This window comes from Archangium minus (assembly GCF_044360475.1).
Classification (GTDB): domain Bacteria; phylum Myxococcota; class Myxococcia; order Myxococcales; family Myxococcaceae; genus Archangium; species Archangium minus.
In genome coordinates this window covers 3,145,298-3,162,772 of record NZ_CP043494.1, presented here as the reverse complement: position 1 = coordinate 3,162,772, position 17,475 = coordinate 3,145,298, and the positions used below count along the sequence as shown (strand labels likewise).

Genomic DNA, 17,475 nt, shown 5'->3' with positions numbered 1-17,475 from the left:
GCTACCGGGCGGAGTTCGCCCGCGCGAGCAGCCGCGCGTTGGACACCACCAGGCCGGCCCGGTCAGCCAGCTCCTGCAGGAGCGCCTGCTCCTCCGGGGTGAAGGGCAAGTCCGGCCGCGAGCGGAACACCCCCAGGGTGCCGAGGATCTGCCCCTGCGCGCGCAAGGGGACGATCAGGACGCCGTGCAGGCCGAAGCACTCAACGAAGGGACGCACCTGGGGCTCCAGCGACTCGAGCAACCCTTCCTGGCGAACGCGTGACACCCGCAGCGGCTGGCCGGTGCGCAGCACGCGCAGGGCCGGCCCCTCCTCGCGCTCGTAGGTGCCACGGATCGTCTCCTGGAGGAGCGCGCGTGCCCAAGGATCTGGGTGGTACATGGCGGAGAACGTCACGCCCCCCGAGACCTCGTCACCCAGCAGCAGGGCACAGGCATCCCCGAACGACTCCGACACGCGCCGCACCAGGGCCCGCGCGGACGCCTCCACGTCTCCTCCGGCCTCCGAGAACGTCTTGACCGCGTCGGCCAACAGCCGCATGTGCTCCGCCTGCTCGCGCGCCACCGCGAGCAACCTCGCGCGCTCGAGGGCCTGGGAGCACAGCTGCGCCAGGGCGGTGAGGAAGTTCCGCTCCTCGGGCGAGAAGGGCCGCTTGTCTTGGAAGGACAGCCACAGGCAGCCCAGGCTGTTCCCCTCGACCCGCAGGGGCAGCGCGACGCGGGCCTGGAAGGAGGACAACACGGCGGCCATCTGGGGGTAGTCCGCCAGGAGCTCCTCGGTGGAGGAGAACCAGCGGGCTTCCCCCGTGCGCACCGCGTCGAGCTGAGGCATCCGGTCCTCCGCGGAGAGGTGACGCACGCGGCGGACGAGCTCCTTGGAGTAGCCCACGTCATGGAGCACGCGAAGGGACCCCTCGGGCTCACGCCAATAGACAAGGCCCGCGTGGGTGCCCACCTGCTGGAGCCCCTCGGTGAGGATGGCGCGTGCAACCTCCGCGGGAGTCGCGGCCCGGGACAGCGCCGCCGCCACGGCCTGGAGCCGGGAAGCACGCCCCTGGGCCTCGCGCGCCTCGCGGTACAGCAGCGCGTTGTCCACCGCGAGCCCCGCGCGCCGGGCCAGCTCCTGCGCCAAAGGCAGGTCCTTCTCGCTGAAGCGCCGGCCGCTCTCGGCGTGCACCAGGGAGAGGGCCCCCAGCACCCGTCCGCGCGCCACGAGGGGCAGACACAGCGACGACTTGAACCCCAGCGTCCGGGCCAGGCGGAGGTGGTCCTCGCTCCGGACCAGACGGGGCAGAAGCTCGTCCGACATGTGCTCAATCAGGAGGGGCTCTCCCGTGCGCAGCACCTGGCCAATTCCCCCATGGGAGGTTCGGTCGATGGGCCAGCGGCGGGCGATCTCGAAGGCGAGCTCCGCCTTCTCAGGCTCGCTGTGCACCGCGGCGACCCGCTCCACCGCGCCCGTCTCGGAGAGCAGATCCACCGCCGCCCAGTCGGCCAGCCGCGGCACGACCAGCTCGGCCAACCGCTGCAGGACGGTGCGGTCCTCCAGGGAGGAGAGCAGCTCGCCGGCCTCCGCCATCAACCGAAAGCGGCCCTCGCTCTCGCGCAGCGCATGCTCACGCTCCTCGAGCTTGCGGCGCGCGCGCACCTGTTCCGTCACCTCCACCGCGTGGGTGAGCAGCCACTCCACCTCGCCCTGCTCGTCCCGGAGCGGCTGGTAGACGAGATCGAAGAAGGCCTCCTCCAGGACGCCGTTGCCGTGCCGATCGAGCACGATGAGCATCTCGCGGCCCACGAAGGGCTCGCCGGTGCGCATCGCCTGCCGGAGCGCCTCCATCACCCCCGGCTGCGAGACGACTTCCGGCATCACCTCGCGCAGGGGCCTGCCCAGGGGCACGGAACGGCCCACCACCTTCTGGTAGAGGGGGTTGGCGAACTCGAAGACGAAGTCCGTCCCCCGGGTGATGGCGATGGCCGCCGGCGTCTGCGTCAGGAGGCTCAACAACCGCAGGCGCTCGGACTCGGCCTTCTCGCGCTCCGCCTGGAGCTTGAGCCGCTCGCGGTGCAGGTACAGCTCGACGAACACCTCCACCTTGGCGCGCAGCACCCGCGGGTCGAACGGCTTGAAGAGGAAGTCCACCGCGCCCATGGAGTATCCACGGGTAGTGAAGTGCGCGTCGGCCGTCAGCCCAGAGATGAAGATGATGGGCGTGCGGCACGTCCGCTCCCGCTCGCGCATGAAGCGCGCCACCTCGAAGCCGTCGATGTCCAGCAGGTGCACGTCCAGGAGGACGACGGCGCAGTCCATCTCGAGCAGCAGCCGCAGGGCATCCCCACCCGACGACGCCGTCACCACCCGCTGGCCCAGGGGCGCGAGGAGCGCCTGGATGGCAACGAGCTGGTTGGGACTGTCATCGACGACCAGGATGGTCGCTTGATCCGTGGGGGCTGCCGGCTCGGGAAGCAATGCGGCGGACGTCATGGCCTGGGTGTTCGTGAAGAGTGCTCGTGCTGGAGGATTCCAGAACCCGGCGTCTCGTGTTGTCGCACGAACACACGGGCCCCGGCCATGCCTTCCTCACGGCAACTCCACCAGGAGGCAGCCAAGGGCCAGGTGTCTGTCACCTGGCCAACCGTGAAGGAGGCGCGAGCCCCTCCGCGGCCCTGCATCAGCGGCGCTGATAGACGTGCAGCGGCGCGGTGAAGCCGTCGAGCTCCTGGTACGCCACGCCGTCGAGCGTCAGCGTGCGGCCCTCCAGATTCACCCCGGAGTCCTTCACCAGCGAGCCACCGTCGAAGCGCACGAGGTACTCCGGCTGGGCCTCGCGCAGGTGCTTGCGGAAGGTCTCCCAGCGCACGCGGGCGAGCCGCTCGTCCGGCAGCCCGGAGAAGAAGGCGAGCTGGAGGTCCAGGTAGCCCGGGTCCTGGTCGAGCACGGCAGCGCCTCCCTTGGGAGCGACCTCCTCCTTGAGGAAGCGAGCCACCTGCATCAGCGGCACCGGGTTGGTGGAGGTGGGGCTCACCGGACGGAGGCTGTCACGCATGCCGCCGTCAGCGCGGAAGGTGTAGAGGCCCATGGCCACCGGCACGGCCACCGCCAACACCGAGCACAGCCCGGCCACGGCCTTGCGCGCTCCGGCTCCGCGAATCGCCTCGAGGCCCGGCACCACGAAGGGCAGCAGCAGCACCAGCTGCGTCACCGTGAAGCGCCCCAGGGGCTGGAAGTTCAACAGCACCGAGGCCCGGAAGGTGAAGTACGCCGTGGGCACCACCGCGGCGAGCACCAGCCAGCGCACGTCCGGTTGCTGCCGCCACGAGCGCCACATACCCACCATGCCCAGCAACGCCACACCCGGCGACAGCGTGAGCAGCGCCATCCCGGGCCAGAAGCCCAGGCTCTCCAGCCGGTAGCGCCAGGCGCCGACCCGGGCGATGCCATCCCGCGTCCAGTCCGCGTGGAACTGCTCCACCGCGGTGATGGGGAAGAACGGGTCCCCGTGCGCCATCTCGTTGCCCTGCATCCACAGCAACGGAAAGGGCAAACACAACAAGCCGAAGCTCACGGCGCGGGTGAGGCCGGCCACTCGGTCCTCGCCCCAGAACAACAGCGCCAGGCACAGCAGCGGCATGAACATCCACGCGTCGTAGCGCGTGGCGCACGCCAGGTTGAGCACCAGCCCCGCCCCGAAGAGGGGCCCCAGGCGATTCTCGTCCAGGCCCTCCGCGATAAGCGCGAACACCCACAGCATGAGGAAGAGCGAGAGCGCCTCACTGGCCGCCGTCGTGGACATCTGCAGGTGCATGCCCCAGAACGAGAAGCCCAGGCAGGCCCATACCCCGGCGCGCCAGCCGAAGAGGCGCCGGGTGAGCGCGTAGAGCGGCAACACCGCCAACACACCGAACAACAAGCTCACCAGCCGGCCCGCGAGCGCCTTGTCCGGCACCACCTTCAGCGCCATGCCCACCAGGTAGAGGTGCAGCGGCCCGAACTGGAAGGCTCCATCTCCATAGGAGGTAATGAGGTGCGGCGCACGGGCCCAGCGCTCGGCCAGCTCCGTACGCGCCACGGCGTCCCCGTAGTAGTTCTCGTTGAAGGGCATCAGCAGCAGGCGCGGCAGCAGCGCCGCCGCGAACAGCAGGACCCACAACAACCGGGGGTTGGGCTCCGAGGCCACTTCTGGCACGGCGGAGAGGGCGGGGGTCGCACCGGACGGGCGCGGGGGAGAGGCGGGAGCGGTCGATGCAGACGACATGGGGCCGCGGAGAATACGCAGGCGCCGCCTAAAGCCAAGCAAGCATCCCGAATGGAAGGGTCTTTTCTTACCCTCCCCCCGTTGCCTGGATGACAGGCGAGCGTGTTAGCCTTCGTCCGATCCGTTTTCCGGGTCATCCCAAAAAGGGGGAAATTCTAACAATGCTGCATTCTCGCTCTTTGCGTCACGTCGTGCTCGCGCTCGCCGCCAGCCTGGTGGTGGGCTGCGCCCCAAGCCTGAAGGTGAATGTCCTGCAGCCGGCCCGGGTGAACCTGGGCGCGGCCAAGCAGCTGACGGTGGTCCAGACGGAGGGTCGCAAGGGAGCTCGCGACTACCTCGTCGACGAGCTGGCGCGCCAGGCGCGCGCCGGGGGCTACTTCCAGGTGGCGGACCGCACCGACGAGGGCATCGTCGTGAAGGTGGCTGGCCGCTCCGTGCAGATCATCAACGCGGGCACCGGCCCCGCCCAGACGCAGGATGAGATTGGCATCCGCATCGACGTCAATGACTGGGACGCCGAGAAGAAGACCGAGACCATCCAGGAGAAGGACAGCAAGGGCAGGGTCACCGAGCGCGAAGTGAAATTCTACGAGGCCAAGACGGTGGCGAGCGTCACGGCCTTCAACACCGCGGGCAAGGCGATGCTGGCCGAGCAGGAGTACGAGACGGTGGGCCGGGGCGAGGACAAGGACGAGGCCATCACCAACGCGGGCCGCGCGTTGGTGAGCCAGCTGCTGTACGACATCACGCCCAAGTACGTGACGAAGAGCATCCGCCTGGACGGGGACGACAAGGCGCAGGAGCCCATCATCGACGTGGCGCGTGAGGGCAACGTGCCGCGCGCCATCACGGAGATGGAGGCCTACGTGCAGAGCAACCCGCAGAACGCCGCGGCGCTCTACAACCTGGCCGTGCTGCTGGACGCCACGGGCAAGTACCCCGAGGCGCTGGAGCTGTACACCAAGGCCATCTCCCTGTCCTCCAAGGACTTCTACGTGGACATGAAGGCCGAGTGTGCCAAGCGCCTGGCTGATCAGCAGGCGCTCTCGCAGTAATCCGCCGCCGAGCCGGTGTTTCCGACCGGGCTGTCAACCAGGGCACCAGGTCCTGGGTGGCAGCCCGGTTGTCATTTGGACGCACGGCCTGAGCGCCTCAGCGCTTTTCCGTGGGGATGTGTTACGGACCTGCGGGCAGTGTTCCGAAGAAAGTCATGGACCCGACCCCCCCGAGCTCCCCTGCCGCCAGAGGCTCCCGCCGGTTGCCGTTGCCAGTGCTCGCTGGGCACGTCGCGGCGTGTGTCGCCGTGGTCCTCATCGCGGGCCTCTTCCTCCGCTCGACCCGCCAGCTCTCGCAATCGTCCGGCCGCGTCGCCCACACGCTCGACGTCATCAACGAAGCGGACCAACTGCTGTCCTTCGTGAAGGACGCGGAGACAAGCCAGCGAGGCTTCCAGCTCACGGGGGAGGAAGGCTACCTGGTGCCCTACGAGGAGGCGAGGCTGCGCATCCACCCCTCCCTGGAGCGCCTGCGCACCCTGACCTCGGACAACCCCGACCAGCAGCGGCGCATCGAGCGCATGGAGACGCTCGTCCAGCGGAAGCTCGAGGTCATCGAACGAATCATCACGCTCCAGAAAGAGGGGCAGTCCGCCGCGGCCCTGGAGCTCATACGCAGGGGCGAGGGCCAGCGGATGATGAACGAGCTGCGCGCCCTCGAGCGGGAGTTGCGTGAGGAGGAGCAGCGACTCCTGCGGGAGCGCGGCGCGCGGTTCGCCGAGGCGGCTGGACGCGCCGACATCATCGTGCTGGCGGGCAGTGGCTTCCTGCTTGCCTTCATTGGGTTCGCCTCCGTGTCCTTCATGCGGGACTTCCGCTCGCGGGAGCGCGAGGAGACCGAGCGCGAGGCGCAGCTGGCCGAGCGACAGCGGCTGCGCATCCAGAGCATCCTGGCGCAGCTCCCCGCCGCGGTGGGTGTCTACCGGGCACCGGACCAGGTCTGCGAGCTGGCCAACCCAGGCCTCCAGCGACTTCACGGAGGCCGGCCGCTGATCGGCCGCACGGTGCGGGAGGCCCATCCCGAGCACTCGGGTGATGCCCTCTTCGAGGTCTTCGACAACGTCTTCCGGACGGGACAGCCCTACACGTCCAACGGGAGCCGGTTGATGATGGACCGCAACGGCGACGGTCAGCTCGCCGAGGGCTATTTCAACTTCACCTACCAACCCCTGCTGGATGCGCGGGGCCAGGTGGAGTCCGTGCTCCTCTTCGCGGTGGAGGTGACCGAGCAGGTGCGTGCCCGGCAGGCAGCGGAGGAAGCCCTGGCGTACCGTCAGCGGGCGGAGGCCGCGCTGCGGGAGAGCGAGGCCCACCTGCGCAGGACGTTGAAGGCCGCGGAGGTGGGCGCCTGGGAGGCAGATCGACGCACCCGACACGTGGTGTTGTCGCCCAACATCGAGCCCATGCTCGGCATGGCGCCCAACACCTTCTCCGGCACCATCGAGACCTGTCTGGCGCTCATGCACCCGGAGGATCGCCCCCGCGTGCATCGCTCGATGCAGGAGACGCTGCGGACCCTGAGCGAGTTCCAGCTCGAGTACCGCGTCCTGCGCGTCGACGGCGGCCTGCGCTGGCAGGAGCTGCGGGGGCGGGTCCTGGTCGACGAGGCCGGGCAACCCTCGAAGCTCGCGGGCGTGGTGATGGACATCACCTCCCGCAAGCGCGCCGAGCAGCTGCAACACGAGTCCGAGGAGCGGTTCCGACTGCTCGCAGAGACCCTGCCCCAGCTCATCTGGGGGAGCCGAGCGGACGGCTACACCGAGTACTTCAACCCACGCTGGTACGAGTACACGGGGCAGACACCCGAGCAGGCGATGGGGGATGGCTGGAGCCAGGCGCTCCATCCGGATGACCAGCGACGCGCGCTCGAGGTGTGGCGTCACGCCGTGGCCACGGGGGAGCCCTACGTCATCGAGTACCGCATGAGGCGGGGCGCGGATGGGGCGTACCGCTGGTTCATCACGCGAGGCATGCCGCTGCGCGATGTCGAGGGACGCATCACGCGCTGGTTCGGCACCTGCACGGACATTGATGACCAGAAGCACAGCGCGGAGACCCTGCGCTTCCTGTCCGAGGCGAGCGTGGCCCTGGCCTCCTCCCTGGACCATGCGGCGACGCTCCGGCAAGTGGCCCGCCTCGCCGTGCCGGTCCTAGCCGACTGGTGCCTGGTGGACATGGTGGAGGAGGACGGCCACATTGATCGTGTCGAGGTGGCTCACGCCAATCCCTCCCGAGCTGCGCAGGCGGACCTGGTGCGCTGCTTTCCTCCCATTGTGAACCTCGAGCATCCCTCCGCTCGGGCCATGCGCTCGAACAAGACCATCTACGTGGCGGAGATGACCGACGCGGTGCAGGAGCGCTCGGCCCAGAGCGCCGAACACCTGCGAGTCATCCGGGAGCTGCGGCTGCGCTCCCTGGTGGCCGTGCCGCTCGTGGCGCGAGGACGGACGCTCGGTGTGCTGACGTTCGTCATGACGGCGGACTCTGGCCGACGCTACGAAGAGAGCGATGTGCTGCGCATCGAGGAGCTGGCCCGCCGGGCGGCGACGGCCATCGACAACGCACGGCTCTTCTCCCTGGCCCAGGCGGAGCGCCAGCGCGCCGAGGAGGCCAACCGCCTCAAGGACGACTTCCTGGCCACCGTCAGCCATGAGCTGCGCACGCCCCTCACCGCGATGCTCGGCTGGGTGAAGATGCTGCGCAGCGGGCGGCTCGCCCCCGAAAAGCACGCCAAGGCGCTCGAGACGGTGGACCGCAACGCCCAGGTGCAGGCCCAGCTCATCGAGGATCTGCTGGATGTGAGCCGCATCATCTCCGGCAAGCTGCGCTTGGAGACGCGGCCGGTGCACCTGACGGACGTCGTCCAGGAGGCCATGGAGTCAGTGCGTCCCGCGGCGGACGCGAAGGGCATCCACCTGCTGGCGGAGCTCGACGCCAAGGGAGACCTGGTGACGGGGGATCCGAGCCGGTTGCAGCAGGTGGTGTGGAACCTGCTCTCCAACGCGGTGAAGTTCTCGCCCGGGAACAGCCGCGTCTGGGTGCGGCTGCGGCGCGTGGAGAACTCGGTGGAGGTGATGGTGGAGGACGAGGGACCCGGGATTCCCGCGGACTTCCTGCCGCACATCTTCGAGCGCTTCCGTCAACTGGAGGGAGGTACCACCCGGCGACACGGAGGACTGGGCCTGGGGCTGGCCATCGTCCGTCACCTGGTGGAGCTGCACGGCGGCACGGTGCGCGCCCTGAGCGAGGGACCCGAACGGGGTGCCACCTTTAGCGTCCTCCTGCCCGCCGCCCAGTCCCGCCCGGCCACGCCGGAAGCCGCCCCTCCTCGGAAGCTCCCGGCCGAGCCCGTCCTCGCAGCCCCCCAGCACCCCGCGCTCGTCGAGCGCCGAATCCTCGTGGTGGATGACGAGGACGACAACCGCGAGGTGCTCAAGGTGATGCTGGAAGAGTACGGGGCGCATGTCACCACCGCCGCCTCCGCCGCCGAGGCCCTACGGGCCGTACGCGAGTTGCGGCCCGAGCTGCTCATCTCGGACATCGGGATGCCCGGAGAGGACGGGTACCGGCTCATCTCCCAGGTGCGTGCACTGTCGGCTGAGGAGGGAGGTGGGGTGCCAGCGGTGGCCCTCACCGCCTATGCCCGGGTGGAGGATCGGGCGCGCGCCCTGACGGCCGGCTTCAACATGCACGTGGCCAAGCCCGTGGAGCCCTCCGAGCTACTGACCATCCTCTCCAACCTGGTGACGCTCGCTCCGGCGAGCTAGCAGCACACTTTGGACCCATTGGGAACTGCCCATCGTGCGCCGACATGTAGAGCAAGCGGGTACGCTACCCCACAGTTGACCGTCCAATTTGCGCTCATCCCCTCGTACTGTCGTTCACTGATAACCGAGCAGTAGGAACACCCCTGCTCGAAAACAAAGGCACCCTTATAATGGAGTGTGCCTTTTCACCCCGTGGAGGCGGGGCCCGCCGCACCGGCGACGAGCCCTTCCGACACGAGCTGGCCACGCGGTCCCACCCCGCGGCGGGGTCCCGAAAAGGGCAGGTCGATCGGTCGTGTCGTTCAGGGACCCGTCGTGGGTGGGCTTTGGAATGGCCCCTTACCCCCTCAGGTTCACTTTTTGGCCCTTCCAGGGCGCGAATTCCGCGCTCTCGAAAGGCCCGAGGGAGAAACATGAAGGACGTTGAGATGAAGGGTTCGTGGGTCGCGAAGATCGCCGCGTTGCAGGACGCGAAGACCTACGCGGAGCTCAACTGGGAGGGCTCCTTCGAGGACTACCTCGAGATCGTCCGCAAGAACCCCAAGGTGACCCGCACTGCCTTCCAGAGGATCTACGACATGATCCTCTCCCACGGAAAGACGGAGTACATCGACAACAAGAAGAAGCTCATCCGCTACCACTTCTTCAGTGACGAGAAGTTCGGCGGACGCGATGCCATCTTCGGCCTCGACGTCCCCCTCATGAAGTTGGTGAACGTCTTCAAGTCCGCGGCCCAGGGCTACGGCACCGAGAAGCGCGTCATCCTCCTTCACGGCCCGGTGGGCTCGTCCAAGTCCACCATCGCGCGCCTCCTCAAGAAGGGTCTGGAGGAGTACTCCAAGACTCCCGAGGGGGCCTCCTACACCTTCTCCTGGCTCACCGACAAGAAGGGCACGGATGGCGCAACCGTCCGCGAGAAGATGAAGTGCCCGATGAATGAGGAGCCGCTCAACCTCATCCCCAAGGAGTGGCGCTCCAAGATCTTCGCCGAGCTGTGCCCTCCTGACAGCGGCTACACCATCCCGGATGGCAGCGAGCTGTGCCCCGCCTGCCGCTTCGTCTTCAAGGATCTGATGACGCAGTACAAGGGTGACTTCGGCAAGGTGATGGAGCACGTCCGGGTCAACCGCCTCGTCTTCAGCGAGAAGGACCGCGTCGGCATCGGCACCTTCCAGCCCAAGGACGAGAAGAACCAGGACTCCACCGAGCTCACCGGTGACATCAACTACCGGAAGATCGCCGAGTACGGCTCGGACTCGGACCCGCGCGCCTTCAACTTCGACGGCGAGTTCAACATCGCCAACCGCGGCCTCATCGAGTTCGTCGAGGTGCTCAAGCTCGACGTGGCCTTCCTCTACGATCTCCTCGGGGCTTCGCAGGAGCACAAGATCAAGCCCAAGAAGTTCCCCCAGACGGACATCGACGAGGTCATCATCGGGCACACCAACGAGCCCGAGTACAAGAAGCTCGAGAACAACGAGTTCATGGAGGCCTTGCGTGACCGTACGGTGAAGATTGACATCCCGTACATCACCAAGCTGTCCGAGGAGGTGAAGATCTACGAGAAGGACTTCAACTCCCGCGCCATCAAGGGCAAGCACATCGCCCCGCACACGCTGGAGATGGCCGCCATGTGGGCCGTCCTCACGCGCCTGGAGGAGCCCAAGAAGCACAACCTCTCGCTCTTGCAGAAGCTCAAGCTCTACAACGGCAAGACGCTCCCCAACTTCACCGAGGACAACATCAAGGAGCTGCGCAAGGAGGCCAGCCGCGAGGGCCTCGAGGGCATCAGCGCCCGCTACATCCAGGACAAGATCTCCAACGCCCTGGTGAGCGACAAGGGAGAGGGCTGCATCAACCCCTTCATGGTGCTCAACGAGCTGGAAGCCGGCCTCAAGGGCCACTCGCTCATCAACAGCGAGGACGCCCGCAAGCGCTTCCGCGAGATGCTCACCTCCGTGAAGCAGGAGTACGAGGACATCGTCAAGAACGAGGTCCAGCGCGCCATCAGCGCCGACGAGGACGCTATCGGCAAGCTGTGCGGCAACTACATCGACAACATCAAGGCCTACACCCAGAAGGAGAAGGTCCGCAACAAGTACACCGGCCTCTACGAGGAGCCGGATGAGCGCCTGATGCGGTCGATTGAGGAGAAGATCGACATCCCGGACAGCCGCAAGGACGACTTCCGCCGGGAGATCATGAACTACATCGGCGCGCTGGCCGTGGACGGCAAGAGCTTCAACTACCGGACCAACGAGCGGCTCCACAAGGCGCTCGAGCTCAAGCTGTTCGAGGACCAGAAGGACAGCATCAAGCTCAAGAACCTCGTATCCACCGTGGTGGACAAGGAGACCCAGGAGAAGATCGACCTGGTCAAGGACCGGCTGATGAAGAACTACGGCTACTGCGAGATCTGCTCCACGGACGTGCTGAACTTCGTGGCCAGCATCTTCGCGCGTGGTGACGCCAAGGAGTAAGCCCGAAGGGGGACGACGTGTCACTGCGGATCCACCAAGACCACTCGCGCTTCAAACAGATCGTCCGCGGGAAGATCAAATCCAACCTGCGCAAGTACGTGCAGAAGGGGGAGATGATCGGCAAGAAGGGGAAGGACACCATCGCCATCCCCATCCCGTTCATCGACATTCCCCACTTCAAGTACGGCCACAAGGAACAGGGCGGAGTCGGACAGGGAGATGGAGAGGTGGGTCAGCAGCTCTCCCCGGGCGCCGTACAGCCCGGGGATGGGCACCAGGCCGGCCAGGGAGAGGGTGACCACTCCCTGGAGGTCGACGTCACCCTGGACGAGCTGGCTCAAATCCTCGGCGAGGAGCTCCAGCTCCCCAACATCGAGCGCCGGCACAACGAGAAGATCGTCACGCAGAAGATCAAGTACACCGGCGTCAACACCACCGGTCCCGAGTCCCTGCGTCACTTCAAGCGCACCTACAAACAGGCGCTCAAGCGGCAGATCGCGATGGGGACGTATGACCCCGCGCGGCCCATCATCGTGCCCACCCGCGAGGACCGTCGCTACCGCAGCTACAAGCTGCAGGAGCTGCCGGAGACCAACGCCGTCATCATCTACATGATGGACGTGTCGGGCTCGATGGGTGACGAGCAGAAGGAGATCGTCCGCATCGAGAGCTTCTGGCTCGATACGTGGCTGCGCCACCAGTACAAGGGACTGGAGGCGCGCTACATCATCCATGACGCCGTGGCGCGCGAGGTGGACCGGGATACGTTCTTCCACACCCGCGAGTCCGGCGGCACGATGATCTCCAGCGCCTACAAGCTGTGCCGCGACATCATCAAGGCGGACTACCCGAAGAGCGCGTGGAACATCTACCCGTTCCACTTCTCGGACGGAGACAACTGGAGCGCGGATGACACGCGCCAGTGCATTGAGATGCTCCGTGAGGACATCCTCCCGAGCGTCAACCAGTTCGCCTACGGCCAGGTGGAGAGCCCCTACGGCAGCGGTCAGTTCATCAAGGATCTGCGCGAGGCCATTGGGGATTCCACCAACGTCGCCCTGAGCGAGATCGCCGACAAGGACGCCATCTACGTCTCCATCAAGGATTTCCTCGGCAAGGGTCGCTGAAGAGCGGCCTCACGCCATCTGGAGCTCGCGATGCCCAAGAGCCTCACCCCGCAGTTGAGCAGGCTGAAGGAGGAGATCGAGGGCTACGCCCGTGCCTTCGGTCTCGACTTCTTCGAGACCATCTTCGAGGTCGTCAGCTACGACGAGCTCAACATGGTGGCCTCCTATGGAGGCTTCCCCACGCGCTATCCGCACTGGCGCTGGGGCATGGAGTACGAGCAGCTGTCCAAGGGCTACGAGTACGGGCTCAGCAAGATCTACGAGCTCGTCATCAACAACGACCCCTGCTACGCGTACCTGCTGGAGAGCAACTCGGACGTAGACCAGAAGCTCGTGATGGCGCACGTGTACGGCCACTGCGACTTCTTCAAGAACAACTTCTCCTTCCGCCACACCAACCGCCGGATGATCGACGACATGGCGAACCACGCCACGCGCGTGCGCCGGTGGATCGACAAGATTGGCGTGGAAAAGGTGGAGGACTTCATCGACCGGACGCTGTCGCTGGAGAACCTCATCGACCAGCACGCCCCGCACATCCGTCGCAACCCGGACCCCAAGCGGGCCGAGGACGAGATGAAGTCCAACGAGCGGGTGGAGGGCTTCAAGGTGGACCGCGAGTACATGCGCGGCTTCATCAACCCCTCCGAGTTCCTCGACAGCCAGCGCAAGAAGGTGGAGGACGAGAAGCAGAAGGCCAAGAAGTTCCCCGAGCGTCCCCAGCGCGACGTGCTGCTCTTCCTGTTGGAGAACGCCCCGCTCGAGCCGTGGGAGTCGGACGTCCTCGCCATCATCCGCGACGAGGCCTACTACTTCGCGCCTCAGGGCCAGACGAAGATCATGAACGAGGGGTGGGCCAGCTACTGGCACTCCACCATCATGACGCGGCGGGCGCTGAAGGATGACGAGGTCATCGACTACGCGGACCGGCACTCGGGGACCATGGGGACCCGGCCCGGCGCGCTCAACCCGTACAAGCTGGGCATCGAGCTGTGGCGGGATATCGAGGAGCGCTGGAACAAGGGCCGCTTCGGCAAGGAGTGGGACGAGTGCGACGACCTGCGCGCGCGTCGCTCCTGGGACAAGAGGCTGGGGATGGGCCGCGAGAAGATCTTCGAGGTCCGCAAGCACTACAACGACATCACCTTCATCGACACGTTCCTGACGCCCGAGTTCGCCATCGAGCAGAAGCTGTTCGTCTACGGCTTCAACGAGAAGCGCAACTCGTGGGAGATCCTCGACCGTGAGTTCCGCAAGGTGAAGAACAAGCTGCTGCAAGGGCTCACCAACTTCGGGCAGCCGATCATCGAGGTGGTGGACGGCAACCACGAGAACCGGGGAGAGCTGCTGCTAGCGCACAAGCACGACGGGCAGGACCTGAAACCGGACTACGCGCGCGAGACGCTGCGCAACCTGCAGTCGCTGTGGCGGCGGCCGACGTGCATCATCACGAAGTACGACAACAAGGGCGTGTTGCTGCGCTTCGACGGTCAGAACCACACGGAAAAGAAGATCGACCTCTGAGAACCCCCTCTCCCTCTCCCTCTGGGAGAGGGTCGGGGTGAGGGTATAAAGGTCCCTCTCTTTTCCACCGTGTTACAAAAACTCAGCTCCCATGAAATCACGGAAAGCAGCCAACCAGGCAAGCTCCCGTGAACACGTGGAAATCTTCTGCCGGAAGTTAGGCACAGGTCTGTAGCTCCACTACACTGGGCGAGCCCCCATGAGACTCGCCAGCGCCTTCCTGTGCCTGGGCCTGCTGTTTGCCGCGCCCTTTGCTGAAGCCTCGACCCGTTACATCGTCAAGAACCGCCGCATCGAGCCGAACCAGCCGCTCGCGGTGGCGCTGGAGGAGGCGGGACTGCCGCCGGAGCAGACGACGGCGCTCATCGCCGCGCTCGAGGGCGTGTTCGACTTCCGCAAGTCGCGGGTGGGGGACCAGTTCCGCCTGGTCATCCGCGAGGGTGAGCTGGACTTCTTCGGCTACCGGCAGAGCGCGGTAGACGAGTGGCAGGTGCGCCGGGACGGCGACAAGTACATCGGCAGCAAGCGCGCCATCGAGGTGGAGAAGCAGGTGGCGTTGGTGTCGCTGGAGATCAACAACTCGCTCTACGAGGCGGCGCTGGCGGCGGGCGAGGATCCGATCATCGGCATGGTGCTGGCGGACGTGTTCGCCTGGGACATCGACTTCTACCGGGACGTGCGCAAGGGAGACCGGGCGCGGGCGCTGGTGGAGAAGTTCGTCTCCAAGGGCCGCATCCTGCGCTACGGCGAGGTGCTGGCGGCCACGTACGAGGGCGAGTCGGTGGGCAGCAAGCGCGTCTTCCGCTACGAGCTGCCGGACGGGAAGGCCAGCTTCTTCCAGGAGGACGGGGCGAGCGCGCGCAAGGCCTTCCTGAAGAGCCCGCTGAAGTACGCGCACGTCACCAGCGGCTTTGGCAGCCGCTTCCACCCGGTGCTCCAGTACGTGAAGGCGCACAACGGCGTGGACTACGCGGCGAGCATCGGCACGCCGGTGTGGGCCGTGGCGGATGGCACCGTCACCGTGGCGAACAACACGGGCGCCGGCGGCAACACCGTCTGCCTGCGGCACACCAACGGCTTCGAGACGTGCTACCTGCACCTGTCGAAGTACGGCGCGGGCGTGCGCGTGGGAGCGCGGGTGAGCCAGAAGCAGGTCATCGCCTACTCGGGCAACACCGGCCGCAGCACCGGCCCTCACCTGCACTACGCCCTCAAGCGCGGCGGCCGGTACGTCAACCCGCTCAACCAGAACTTCCCTCGCACGGAGCCGCTGCCCAAGCACCTGATGGCCGACTTCCACGCGAAGATCGCCCCCATGGCCCAGCAGCTCGACGCCGTCTCCGTGGCCGCCGCCGGGGTAGGTGCCCAGCAGTAGCAGCACCCAGCGCACGCCACCCAACCTGAGATGTAGGGTTGCTCCTTACTTTCCCCTCGAATGTAAATGAGGGGAAACAAGAGCGAAGCGCTGCCGGCTGGCCGACCTGTCTGATAGGATGGGATGTTCCCCCGGTCGTACATCCCCCACCCCCACGAACATGTCCGCCATCGCTGACTTCATCGACGTCGCGGAGGAGCTCCGCAAAGGGCTCGTCCGCCTCACTGAGGAATTGCAGCACGGGCTCCCCGAGCGCCTGGCGCGCTTCCCGAGAGATCCGCAGCAACGCCAGGCCATGCAGGAGGAGCAGGCGGCGCTGCTCAAGAGGCGCCTGCCGGAGCTCACCACCTGGCTTGACCGCCACTTCGCCCGGCTCACGGAGCTGGACACCCACCTCACGGAGGAGGAGCGCGAGCGAGCGCTGGAGCACCACCGCTCGGCCGTCCAGCCCTTCTTTCTGCAGAGCCCCTTCGTGCGGCGCGCCGTGGACAAGCCCCTGGGCTACCCCGGGGACTACGTGACGGTGGAGATGATCTTCGGCACCGAGGATCAGGGCGTCTCCACCATGGCCCGGCTGCTCTCCCATTACGCGCTCCACGTGGGGCCCGCGCAGGCCCACCGCGCGCGTCCGCCCTGGGTGATGGGCCACCTGCGCCGGCACGAGCAGGAGCTGGGACGCCCCCTGCGGGTGCTCTCCTTCGCCTGTGGGCCCGAGCACGCGCTGCGTGAGTACACGGCCCTGGGCGGCACGGGCAACTTCGTGCTGTGCGACTTCGATCCCGCGCCCCTCGACTATTGCCGCCGGCAATTCGAGAAGCTCGCGCGCATGCCTCGCGGCGGGGTGCCTCCGCCCGAGCTCCACTTCGTCCAGCTCTCCACCTACCAGCTCATCCGCTACCGGGACTCTCTGGACAAGCTCCGCCTCCCAAGCGGCCCCATGGACGTGGTGGTGGCGGCGGGCATCCTGGACTACCTCAAGGACAACGTCGTCACCCGCTTCCTGGACCTGATGGCGTCAATGCTCGCCCCCGGCGGGCTGCTGCTGCTCACGAACCTGCATGAGCAGAACGACTGGCGCTCCTTCATGGAGTACGTGGGGGACTGGGACGTGCACCACCGCACGCGCCAACACTTCCAGACGCTCTGCGAGGGTCCCAGCGAGCGGAGGATGCGCACGCGAGAGATCAGCACCGACGCGACGGGCACCAACCTCTTCTGGGCCGGTCAGCGCCAGGAGTGAACGGCCGTCAGGCAGGCCCTCAGGACCACTCCAGCAGGTACTCTGCGTGGTTCAACGCGAGGGCCGTGCCCGTGGCCTTCCCGTTGCCACACAGCACCACCAGGACCTCGGTGAGGGCGCCCTCGTGGAAGTACACGGGCTGCATGTCGTCGCGGAAGGTGATGAGCGCCCGCTTGTCCCCCAGGTCCCGGAACTCGCGCGTACCGTAGCTGACCAGGGTGGAGTAGACGGTGTGGACCGTCGACAGGGCCCGCTTGGGCTCCCCTCCCCCGATGAGCTTCATCAACGTGTTGCCCACGTAGGACTTGAAGAAGCCCGTCACCGTGGAGGCCCCGCACGCCCGGAAAACATCCTCAAGGTCGGGGTACTGCGGCTCCAGCACGTCCACGGCCGCGTAGAGCAACCGCAGAAAGTCCGCCGCCGGGTAGGAGAAGAAGTCGACCGGCATCTTGCTCACCCGGAGCTGCTGGAGCATCCGGTCCATGCCCGCGCTGCCCACGCGCTGCTCCACGAGCCCGTACACCGACTTGAAGATAAAGCCGCGTACGGTGTCCTCGGGCCTGCAGATGGCGATCCGTTGAGCCAGATCGTTCTTGTCACTAGGCATGAAAGAACCTTCCGGGTTCCAGGCCGGGGGCAGGACCTGGATACATCCGC

The 17,475-nt window shown here is 66.7% G+C and carries 10 protein-coding genes; 7 read left to right on the top strand and 3 right to left on the bottom strand.

What is annotated here, in order from left to right; all coding sequences use genetic code 11:
* Position 1: 1 nt before the first annotated feature.
* Both F0U60_RS12940 and F0U60_RS12935 read right to left on the bottom strand, forming a co-directional pair.
* Positions 2–2,479 (bottom strand): GAF domain-containing protein, encoded by a 2,478-nt coding sequence (locus tag F0U60_RS12940; RefSeq protein ID WP_395818700.1) that lies wholly within the window; start codon positions 2,477–2,479, stop codon positions 2–4.
* Between the two features lie 187 nt (positions 2,480–2,666).
* Complete coding sequence (locus F0U60_RS12935) at positions 2,667–4,250, bottom strand: ArnT family glycosyltransferase (protein ID WP_395818697.1); 1,584 nt, start codon at positions 4,248–4,250, stop codon at positions 2,667–2,669.
* A gap of 161 nt (positions 4,251–4,411) precedes the next feature.
* Between F0U60_RS12935 and F0U60_RS12930 the strand changes: the two genes are divergently transcribed.
* The 7 genes from F0U60_RS12930 (at position 4,412) to F0U60_RS12900 (ending at position 16,818) form a co-directional block, all read left to right on the top strand.
* The gene (locus F0U60_RS12930) at positions 4,412–5,305 is read left to right on the top strand and encodes a tetratricopeptide repeat protein (protein ID WP_395818694.1); all 894 of its coding nucleotides are present in this window, start codon (positions 4,412–4,414) and stop codon (positions 5,303–5,305) included.
* A 155-nt stretch (positions 5,306–5,460) separates the two neighbouring features.
* Positions 5,461–9,072 (top strand): PAS domain-containing protein, encoded by a 3,612-nt coding sequence (locus F0U60_RS12925; protein WP_395818691.1) that lies wholly within the window; start codon positions 5,461–5,463, stop codon positions 9,070–9,072.
* 413 nt (positions 9,073–9,485) lie between these two features.
* Positions 9,486–11,552: a PrkA family serine protein kinase gene (locus F0U60_RS12920; RefSeq protein WP_395818688.1), complete on the top strand. Its 2,067-nt coding sequence runs from the start codon at positions 9,486–9,488 to the stop codon at positions 11,550–11,552.
* A gap of 17 nt (positions 11,553–11,569) precedes the next feature.
* The gene (locus tag F0U60_RS12915; protein ID WP_395818685.1) at positions 11,570–12,679 is read left to right on the top strand and encodes a DUF444 family protein; all 1,110 of its coding nucleotides are present in this window, start codon (positions 11,570–11,572) and stop codon (positions 12,677–12,679) included.
* Positions 12,680–12,709: 30 nt separating this feature from the next.
* A complete protein-coding gene (locus F0U60_RS12910; protein WP_395818683.1) occupies positions 12,710–14,203 on the top strand; it encodes a SpoVR family protein in 1,494 nt (497 codons plus the stop codon).
* 199 nt (positions 14,204–14,402) lie between these two features.
* Positions 14,403–15,578, top strand: a complete 1,176-nt coding sequence (locus F0U60_RS12905) for a M23 family metallopeptidase (RefSeq protein ID WP_395818680.1) — start codon at positions 14,403–14,405, stop codon at positions 15,576–15,578.
* Positions 15,579–15,738: 160 nt separating this feature from the next.
* The gene (locus tag F0U60_RS12900; protein WP_395818677.1) at positions 15,739–16,818 is read left to right on the top strand and encodes a class I SAM-dependent methyltransferase; all 1,080 of its coding nucleotides are present in this window, start codon (positions 15,739–15,741) and stop codon (positions 16,816–16,818) included.
* 19 nt (positions 16,819–16,837) lie between these two features.
* Here F0U60_RS12900 and F0U60_RS12895 read toward each other — a convergent pair whose 3' ends face one another.
* Positions 16,838–17,425, bottom strand: a complete 588-nt coding sequence (locus tag F0U60_RS12895) for a TIGR02265 family protein (protein WP_395818675.1) — start codon at positions 17,423–17,425, stop codon at positions 16,838–16,840.
* Positions 17,426–17,475: the final 50 nt, after the last annotated feature.

Coding starts and splice junctions, on each gene's coding strand:
- F0U60_RS12905 (WP_395818680.1), top strand. CDS start 14,403: ATGAGACTCGCCAGCGCCTTCCTGTGCCTGGGCCTGCTGTTTGCCGCG.
- F0U60_RS12920 (WP_395818688.1), top strand. CDS start 9,486: ATGAAGGACGTTGAGATGAAGGGTTCGTGGGTCGCGAAGATCGCCGCG.
- F0U60_RS12910 (WP_395818683.1), top strand. CDS start 12,710: ATGCCCAAGAGCCTCACCCCGCAGTTGAGCAGGCTGAAGGAGGAGATC.
- F0U60_RS12900 (WP_395818677.1), top strand. CDS start 15,739: ATGTCCGCCATCGCTGACTTCATCGACGTCGCGGAGGAGCTCCGCAAA.
- F0U60_RS12940 (WP_395818700.1), bottom strand. CDS start 2,479: ATGACGTCCGCCGCATTGCTTCCCGAGCCGGCAGCCCCCACGGATCAA.
- F0U60_RS12925 (WP_395818691.1), top strand. CDS start 5,461: ATGGACCCGACCCCCCCGAGCTCCCCTGCCGCCAGAGGCTCCCGCCGG.
- F0U60_RS12930 (WP_395818694.1), top strand. CDS start 4,412: ATGCTGCATTCTCGCTCTTTGCGTCACGTCGTGCTCGCGCTCGCCGCC.
- F0U60_RS12935 (WP_395818697.1), bottom strand. CDS start 4,250: ATGTCGTCTGCATCGACCGCTCCCGCCTCTCCCCCGCGCCCGTCCGGT.
- F0U60_RS12895 (WP_395818675.1), bottom strand. CDS start 17,425: ATGCCTAGTGACAAGAACGATCTGGCTCAACGGATCGCCATCTGCAGG.